Here is a 7491-nt window from a genome sequence, read left to right on the forward strand (position 1 = left end):
AACCACCTGCTCAGCCTGCTCGTTCTCCACGGCGGTCTCCGTCATCAGACGCGTCTCCTTGATCATCAGATCCGCCGTTGATTAGACACTCCCCCTCATGGCTTGCGCACGACGTGCGTGTTACACGTCCAGGGCGATGATGACCTGGGAGTCCCCAGGGATCTCCATCACGATGGCCACCTCACGACTATGGGCTAAGCCGTGGCGCTGCTGAACCACTTGGCGGGACGCCATCCCTCGCCGAGGCGATTGCGCGCTCAATCTCCTTCTTAAGGTGTTCGATTTCACGGTTGGCGCGGCGCGTGTATGACATTGAGTCTGGGTCTTCCCGGTGTGGTCGTCCGCTGGCCATGCTTAGGCGTTGGTCAGGCGCAGGGGGGCGGTCTCGTACGACAAATTGAATGTAGCCGTGAAACATCGCCGTAGCTGCCTTGACGATGACGTGGTCAATCTCTCGGACGGTGAGCGACCGAATGCCTTTCATGCGTGGGCCGTAGCCCTCCTTGCGGATGGTGACGGTTTCGCCATCGAAGTTGATGCTCCCGAGGACGCCTTTAACGGTGGTTAATCTCTTCTGATCGCTGCACACAATCGGCGGTGTGACAGCCTCTCCAGGAACTGCGCGTGAGGGCCGCTGGCTTCCTGCTGGTGCTGCAGGTGCGGCATCAGCGTTGCTGGTCTGCTGCTCTCCATGGTTCCGTGCGGTGCTGGCACCGGAGGTAGGTGCAGACTGTGGGCTGGCAGATTGCTGCTTGGGCGATATACCGCCCGAAATGGTTGCACCTGCGTCCTGCCACACCGTGCGAAGCCCGGCGACGAAACCGTCGATGTAGGCCCTGCTCGGAGTAAAGGACCACCGCTCGTAGCCGATCGGGTCCACCAGGGCTCCGAGGTGATCGGCGAGCAGCGGAAGCCATGTTGGCCTCGTGGTACCCGAGGGGGCTCGTCCCATCTGTATGTCTAGCCACCCATTGCGCCAGCCTTCCAACCAGCTTCCGAAGTCGAAATCTCGGTTGGCAAGCTCATCGAGAGCAGACCAGCCAACGTGAGGAGCTAGGCGCACTCCGTCCTGGTAGCCGCGCTCTCGTGCACGATGGCGATCGACCTTCAACGCAGCGACTGCCGCGTCGTGACCGGATGTCGGACCTGTCCGGTTTGGCTCGGCAGTGACGGTGCTCCTCTGCTTCGGCTCCGGACCGGGTGACGTAGCCTCCGAAAGGGTTCGCGGTGTGGTGAGTTTCAGATTTCCCTTGGAGGACTCACCGACTGCGTCGGGTGGTTGGCCTTCCGTCTCATCTTCGCTGCCGAGCCACATACCCTGCGCATCGATGAACCCCTGAAGCTCAGAAATAAATCCGGGGAGAGACCCATCGCTCAACTCATTGGCCCGCGGAACCTGAATCCACGTCGCTTCGCTACCACGCCGCAATTCTTTCGTGAGGTTGACCCAGAAGAGTCGCTTTTCGTCGCGGTCATAGACCACGCCCACCACAGGGAGACGGCTCTCCTTCCAGTCATCCCGATGGTCGGCGACAGGGATGGCGTACCCGTGGGCTCGCTTGTACTTCTGGCCGCTCTTCACCTGGATAGCGATGACGTGCCCGGTACGCCGGCCCTCACTGGCGAACCCGACGTATAGGTCTTCGCCGTGATCAGCGCCCCCGTCGATCTCCTGGACGAGATGGTCATGTTCCTCAAGCAGCGTCCGCAGGGCGTTGACTCCGGCACGCTCGATCTTCCGGCTCGCGCTGATGGTCGCCACGAAGGGCACCTCCCCCGACACGTCCCGCTACCCAATGCAGGGTAGCTGCAGAGACCGACTGTCATGCCCGATCGTCTAGCATCGCGGAGGAACTCAGCCCAGCCTCACCGCCGGAGGGCACCGGGGCACTCCATAAGCATGCTTTGATCACCGGGCCCATCTCGGAAGCTGCACTGGCTGCGGTACAGCAGCGAAGTGCAGCAACCACCGCGACCGCGGCCGACCATCAAGGAACGTCAACGGCCGAGTGACCAGCCCAGCGGTCCTCAATGGCCCCGCAGCCGATAGTTCGGGACGAAGAACTCGTGCCAGACGCGTGCCAGATCGTGCGGGTAACCACGGGGAACGGGGGAATCAACTCACCCGCCCAACGGACGTCGGCCTCTTCCGGCCCAGCTCAGCCCCGTAGCCAGCCCTAGATCACATCAGCTTCCCAAGCTCAGGGCTCTACGCCGCTGGCCCGCCGCGCGTCCCCGAGTAGTGCTCGCCGTCGTCACCGACAAGGTTCGCCGCCAGTTCTGCTGCGAGGTCGGCCAAGGCAGCCCTGCCAACATCAGGTGCATGAGCGCCGGATAGTGTCACCGGTCCCTCGTCCCAATGAAGCCCGACGGCGCCACCTCCCGGACTGGTCCACGTCAACCCCGGCTGCCGGCTGCCAGCCGACGTCGGCCAGGTCCAGGTACCCGTCCTCGCGAAGCTCTGGACAGCCGCGAGCGAACGCGATCCACTCGGCGAACGCGATCGGGTACTCATAGCTGTGCATCCAGTTTGATGCCCGCGTGACGTGAAGCTCGTATCCCATGCCAGGGATCATTCACTAGATCGATGATTCCAATGGGGTTCGCCTACGCCGGGTACTTCATCATGAAGGCCTGCACGCCATCGATGAACAACCGCACCTGAGCGTCGTCGTAGTCGCCGTAGTTCCCATGTGCCGCCTTGTTCCGCAGGTCCATCCAGGCGGTGACCTGCTTCTGCTGCAAGCCGTCGTAGACGCCCGCCCTCTTGAGGTCAGCGTTCATGGTGTCCGCCTTCTTCGGCCTGCCTGCGACTGCGGTGGTCACGCCGTTCTTCACACACAGGGCCCGCACGTGAACCTCCAGCGACGTCCCGATGATGACTGCGGCAGCATCCTTGTATCCCTTAGCAAGAAGACCGCCTGCCATCTCCAAGTAGTCGCTGTAGGTGTCGGCGTGCACTAGCTCAACGACGGTTTCCGTCCAACCGGCCTTGAGGTCGTCTCGCAAAGTGATTGCGACCTGCAAGTTATGACGCAGTCGCGGTTCGGTGTGGAACCCCTTACGGCGCTGAACCTGTTGTGTATATACAGAATCCTTCATCGTCAGGCGCGTCACGGCAGATTCAAGGCGGTTGGCTAGTACCTCGGCGTAGGCCTCGTCTTTCGTCCCAACGTAGAAATTCATCTCTGCGATCATCTCTGCTTTTTCGATCAACTCATCAAGCTGCTTCACCATGTCTTCGATTGCCACTGTCGCCCTCCTTCTGTCGCTCTTTCTGCTGCCAGTGCCGCGTTACCGGTCATGCCGGATACTTGAGCATGAAGTCGCGCACGCCGTCGATGAGCAACCTCACTTGCTGCTTGTCGTAGTCTCCATAATCACCGTGTGCGGCGCTGTTACGAAGCCCCATCCATGCTGACACCTGCTTCCTTTGTGCCTCGTTGTACACACCTTCCCTTTTGAGTTCAATATTCATGGCGTCGGCTTTCATCGGAGCGCCACTCGGCAGCATGGTGTTCACTCCACGCTTGGCGCACAGCATTCGAGCATGAACCTCAAGAGCCGTCCCTGCGATGACTGCTGCTGCATCCTTGTACCCCGACTGAAGCAAGGTGTCCGCCATGTCCAAGTAGTCACTGTGGGTGTCAGCGTGCGCCATCTCGATAACTGTCTCGGCCCACCCTGCCTTGAGGTCATCTCGAAGCGCTTCAGCGATTTTCCAGACTCTGTACCCCTTAACCGTTGTCGACGCACGACGCAGAAGATCCAGTTGGCGAATATAAGTACTGCCGGGCTCGGCAATGCGGTCGATAGCAGCCTCAAGCCGATTCACTACTAGCGTGCGGTTATCAGCTGGAGTTCCTCCGTACAGTGCAATCAGCTCATCGAGCTGAGCCACCATCTTGTCAGTGTCTGCCATAACTGCTTCCCCGCCCTAGCGCCGCCAGGAGATGAACAGAGGAGCGTACAGCCAAACTAGCCCTGCGATCTAGTGAGTTATGGTCACGCGTCACGGGTGACTCGCTGACGGACGGCACAGGGTTGTGCCGGGAACGGGGGACCGTGAGCAGGAGACGATACGTCGCCCGGGGCGTACCGGGTGGTTACCGGATCTGGGACAACCGTGGACGTCGATGGTGGGGCGATCTCTACGAGTTGTGTCCTGACGATCTCGTGGCCGAGCTCAACGGCCAGGCGGACCACGCACGGATTACTGCGCTGATGAAGCGCTACAGGGCGCAGAAGCGGTAGGTGGCCCCGGAGCATGGATGACGAGGCGGGCACCACAACCGCACCAGAACGGGCGGGGAACAGCGGGGAATCACGGTGAAAGCTACACCCGCCGACGAGGCCACAGGTCAGTCGTCCGCCCAGGTCAGCGCTGCAAGCGCCTCCAAATGCTCGCAGCTTCCCAAGCTGAGAGCGTCCCTTGAGTCGCACCCTCGACTTCCGTGCTCGGTCAGGCACTGATGGTTGCGGTTCCGTAACCGACCGTGGGGATCACTGGTCCTTCTGAGAAGGTGGTGTCGTGGATCCAGAGGCAATCGCGACTGCCGTCGGAGCTATCGCCGCTGCCGGGGCTGGTGGAGCCGTGACAGAGGTGTACAGCCGGCTACACGACAGGTTCTTCAACCGAGCCGTCACGGCGGAGCGGAATCGTCTACGGACTGAGGTGTTGGGCGAGCCCACCCTCGCGGACTTGGCATCCCTAGGGCACGCCGATGAGAACGCTGCCGGAACGACCGCTGATACTCCCACCGCTGACCAGAAGTTCGCGGCTTTGCTCATCGAGTACTACGCCTATGGCCTGACGCAGGCCCGCCGCAGCTTCAGTGTGAGTCTGTCGTGTTCCGTGCTGGGTGGGCTGGTCCTCATAGCCGGTGTTGCCCTGGCCATCTTCAATGCGAACACCTCTGGCGCGCAGTACGCCTCCGTGGTGGCGAGCGTGGCCGGTCTCCTCACCGCAGCCATCGGTAGCCTCTTCCACCGTCGTGCCGACTTGGCACTCAAGCACATGGAGTCGCAGACCCAGTCGCTGCGCCAAGATATGAAGGTGGAGCGAGACGCAGGCGAGGCAATCCGCCTGCTGAGAGAAGTCACGGACAGTGGGCTGAAGGCCCACCTCCAGGCTGCGTTGATCCTCAAATTCTCCGCTGCGAAGCTTCCCGAGCTGGATGGCGTGCTGAAGTCGGCCGCTTCATCCTCCCTTCCTCACATCAACGGCGGAGTCCCGGCACAACAGGGGGAGAGCCGGGCTTCATAGATGTCCACGTCTGTTCGCCTCTTCACCCGTCAGCTCTGGCCCTCCGAGGCTCAGGTTCTTCGGAACTGGCGCCGCACAGGAGCGAAGGAGGGGAATCATCACGGCCCATGTGGGGCGAAGAGATCGCATGCCACAACCGTGCCAGATGCAGCGGTCAGTCACGGTCAATGGCGGTGCTCCGCAGTCCAACTGCCAGGTAGGTCACCAGATAGCGAAGCTCCAGCTCAGCGGCGCTGCTCCCCACCCTCTCTCCTAAAGCGGTGCCGGGAGTGGCGGCCCCTAAGGCCGTGGCTTCAAATACCGCGCTCTGCCGGCACACGAAACACCGGGCCTCGGGCACCCAGCAGCCCAGGCACGGTCTGCCACAGGTCTGCCCCGTTCACCCGCTCCCATTTCGCGGTCGCCCGGGACTGCGCCCACTGGGCCACGGCCACCGGAACCAGCATGAGCGGCGGCATCAGCTGATGCGATGCCAGGCCGATGAGCATCATCCAACAGACCGCTCCACCCACGATTCCGGCCGTGCGCCGTAGCGACAGCCGCTGCACCGCGTTCTGGCCGGTGTGCGGTTGTTCTTCGGCGCTGTCGATCCGCACGGCATGCTCGTACGTGCGGCGAAGCCGGGCGCGGAGACGGAAGCGCAGCGGCAGTAGCACCAGGGACACAAGAGCCACCGCAACTGCTCCCACCAGGAGGGTCTCCAGCCGGTGAGCCGTACCGATGAAGACCAGGAGCAACCCTTCGGACAGTACCGCGCCGCCGCCCATCATCAATGCGCACGTCTGCTGGAAGTACACCACCCTTATCAGCGCGGGTCTGGCGTCCTCGGTCATCGTCCCAGCTCTCTACCCGTACACCCGCACGGGCAGGGAAGATCCAACGCCGTATGGAGCGCGGCGTCAACAGAGCGCGTGCCAGAACATCACCAAGACTGTCGGGCCCAGCTCCTAGGCGCAGGGCAATGACGGCAACGATGACGGCAACGCCCGCGGACGGCGACGGCCGCCGGTAGCTCGTCTCGGAGCTGACGGGGAGCCGCCGGGCCGGGCCTGTAGGGCATGCCCGCATCTTCTAATCGCCTGGTCTCGCGGCAAAGCTCGGCGCAGTGGCAAGCAGCCGACCGGTGAACGGAGCGCCGGCCGCACGCTGTAGTGGCGGCGGCTCGCTGCCAGGAGGGGCCGTCGTGGTCGGTCGGTCGTTCAGCGCCCGTAGATGTGACCCCGTACCAGCGGGTCGTTCTCCAGGATGAAGTCCGAGACCTGCCAGAACTCCGACAGGCGCGGATGCTGCAAGGCGGCTTCACGGTCGAGCTTGCGACCGAAGAGAGGCCCGTCGGGATGCGCGAGACCTGCTGTGACCAGGGTGGATGCGGGCTCACGCTGGCCGACGACGGGGCCCACTCGGCAGGCGAACGAGATGTGGTCGTTCCACTGGTCGGGCCCGACGCCCCACGTCCCGAAGATCACGTCTATCCACGCATCGTGATCCCGGTCTCGGTGGTGGTAGCAGTTGGCGAAGTACACCGCGTGGGGAGCGCCGTCCGCGTAGATGAAGTTCCAGGCACGCTCGATGGGAGCGTTGCAGCAGTCGCACTGAAACTCGCGGGTCTGCCGGTCAGGGCCAAAGGTCAGGGACATGACGCACATGATGCGGCACGGCCCGATCTCGACAGGCCCTGGGGCGGCTGGGCCGTCCCTGGGCCGTCCGAGGCCGCTCAGTGGCGACCGTTGACGACTACTAACGACAGTCGTAGGGAGTGACAGCCGCAGGTCACCCGATTGTATAGCGGTATGCACCATGATCGAAAACCTAGGACCAGACATGTTCCCCCCACACACAGCGGACCTTCTCGGTAAGGGCTCTCTCCAACGTGGCATGCCGCGAACCATGGAACAGTGCGCATGGCCCGCAGGCCCCTGAAGTGCCGGCGACGGAGGTTGTGCGGGAGCTGGGCGGCAACCGTCGCGGCCCTGACTGCGAAGCCTGGACCCGGAGAGCTGACTCCCTGGCGCTGGGATGACTTCTATTCCCGACATCAACGACCCCGGACGGCGCTGGCACACAACAGCCACCTATGGCACCGGTTCACGAGGCGAGCCCCGACCAGGCCGAGGGAAGGTCGAACTCCTAAGAGGTCATCTCATTTGGTGAGTCTGCGGTAGCAAATGAGGGTGCAGGCGATGCTGGTGAAGGCCAGGAAGTGGACGGCCTTGCGTTCATAGCGG

At 62.8% G+C, this 7491-nt stretch carries 7 protein-coding genes; 2 read left to right on the forward strand and 5 right to left on the reverse strand.

All coding sequences use genetic code 11. The annotated features are described in order from the left end of the window. Window positions 1–187 precede the first annotated feature (187 nt). From ACFYOH_RS44140 to ACFYOH_RS44150, 3 genes are all read right to left on the reverse strand, one after another. Window positions 188–1762: a DUF4365 domain-containing protein gene (locus ACFYOH_RS44140; RefSeq protein ID WP_388637851.1), complete on the reverse strand. Its 1575-nt coding sequence runs from the start codon at window positions 1760–1762 to the stop codon at window positions 188–190. A gap of 845 nt (window positions 1763–2607) precedes the next feature. Beyond that, window positions 2608–3252, reverse strand: a complete 645-nt coding sequence (locus ACFYOH_RS44145) for a hypothetical protein (protein WP_388637854.1) — start codon at window positions 3250–3252, stop codon at window positions 2608–2610. A gap of 49 nt (window positions 3253–3301) precedes the next feature. After that, window positions 3302–3922 carry a hypothetical protein gene (locus tag ACFYOH_RS44150; RefSeq protein WP_388637857.1) on the reverse strand — a complete coding sequence of 207 codons (621 nt, stop codon included), beginning with the start codon at window positions 3920–3922 and terminating at the stop codon, window positions 3302–3304. A 143-nt stretch (window positions 3923–4065) separates the two neighbouring features. Between ACFYOH_RS44150 and ACFYOH_RS44155 the strand changes: the two genes are divergently transcribed. Together ACFYOH_RS44155 and ACFYOH_RS44160 are read left to right on the forward strand one after the other, a co-directional pair. Continuing rightward, window positions 4066–4254 (forward strand): hypothetical protein, encoded by a 189-nt coding sequence (locus ACFYOH_RS44155; protein ID WP_079077019.1) that lies wholly within the window; start codon window positions 4066–4068, stop codon window positions 4252–4254. Window positions 4255–4531: 277 nt separating this feature from the next. Then, complete coding sequence (locus tag ACFYOH_RS44160) at window positions 4532–5266, forward strand: hypothetical protein (RefSeq protein ID WP_388637860.1); 735 nt, start codon at window positions 4532–4534, stop codon at window positions 5264–5266. A 293-nt stretch (window positions 5267–5559) separates the two neighbouring features. Here the strand turns inward: ACFYOH_RS44160 and ACFYOH_RS44165 are convergent, their stop codons facing one another. Together ACFYOH_RS44165 and ACFYOH_RS44170 are read right to left on the reverse strand one after the other, a co-directional pair. Then, window positions 5560–6099, reverse strand: a complete 540-nt coding sequence (locus tag ACFYOH_RS44165) for a hypothetical protein (RefSeq protein WP_388637863.1) — start codon at window positions 6097–6099, stop codon at window positions 5560–5562. A gap of 366 nt (window positions 6100–6465) precedes the next feature. Beyond that, the gene (locus ACFYOH_RS44170) at window positions 6466–6903 is read right to left on the reverse strand and encodes a hypothetical protein (protein WP_388637866.1); all 438 of its coding nucleotides are present in this window, start codon (window positions 6901–6903) and stop codon (window positions 6466–6468) included. Between the last annotated feature and the right edge of the window lie 588 nt (window positions 6904–7491).

The organism is Streptomyces sp. NPDC007856 (assembly GCF_042868225.1).
Lineage (GTDB): Bacteria > Actinomycetota > Actinomycetes > Streptomycetales > Streptomycetaceae > Streptomyces.